The organism is Streptomyces beijiangensis (genome assembly GCF_017315755.1).
Lineage (GTDB): Bacteria > Actinomycetota > Actinomycetes > Streptomycetales > Streptomycetaceae > Streptomyces > Streptomyces beijiangensis.
Genome location: NZ_JAFLRJ010001236.1, coordinates 1 through 721, shown reverse-complemented (window position 1 = coordinate 721; position 721 = coordinate 1). Strand labels below are relative to the sequence as shown.

1 protein-coding gene is annotated in these 721 nt (G+C 66.4%); it reads left to right on the top strand.

Annotation, left to right across the window (positions count from 1 at the left end; genetic code table 11):
• Window positions 1-721 (top strand): lipid II flippase MurJ (locus tag J0695_RS41320; RefSeq protein WP_277990117.1); only part of this gene is annotated, 721 nt, incomplete at both ends.

Genomic DNA, 721 nt, shown 5'->3' with positions numbered 1-721 from the left:
CGTCTCGTGGGCTCGGTCTGGGCCTCCTCGGTGACTCGTTCCAGGTCGCCTACCAGTTGCCGACCATGATCTACATCCTCACCGTCGGCGGCGGCCTCAACTCCGTCTTCGTGCCGCAGCTCGTCCGTTCCATGAAGGACGACGCCGACGGCGGCATCGCTTACGCCAACCGGCTGCTGACCCTTGTGATGGTGGCCCTGGCCGCGCTCCCCGCCACCGCATGGCTCGCCGCGCCGCTCCTCGTGCGGGCGCTGTCGAACCCGGTCGCCTCCGACCCCGCGGTCAACGAGGTCGCCGTCACCTTCACCCGTTACTTCCTGCCCTCGATCTTCTTCATGGGCGTGCACGTGGTGATGGGGCAGATCCTCAACGCGCGTGGGCGGTTCGGCGCGATGATGTGGACGCCGGTCCTCAACAACATCGTCATCATCGTGACGCTCGGTACGTTCATCTATGTCTACGGCACTGCCGCCGCTTCGAAGATGACCGTCACGAGCATCCCGCCGGAGGGCCAGCGTCTCCTCGGCATCGGTGTCCTGCTCGGCCTCGTCGTCCAGGCCCTGGCCATGATCCCGTACCTGCGCGAGACGGGATTCCGTATCCGTCTGCGTTTCGACTGGAAGGGCCACGGGCTGGGCAAGGCGGCGATGCTCGCCAAGTGGACCATCCTTTTCGTGCTCGCCAACCAGGCGGGCGCGCTGGTCGTGACCCAGCTCTCCAC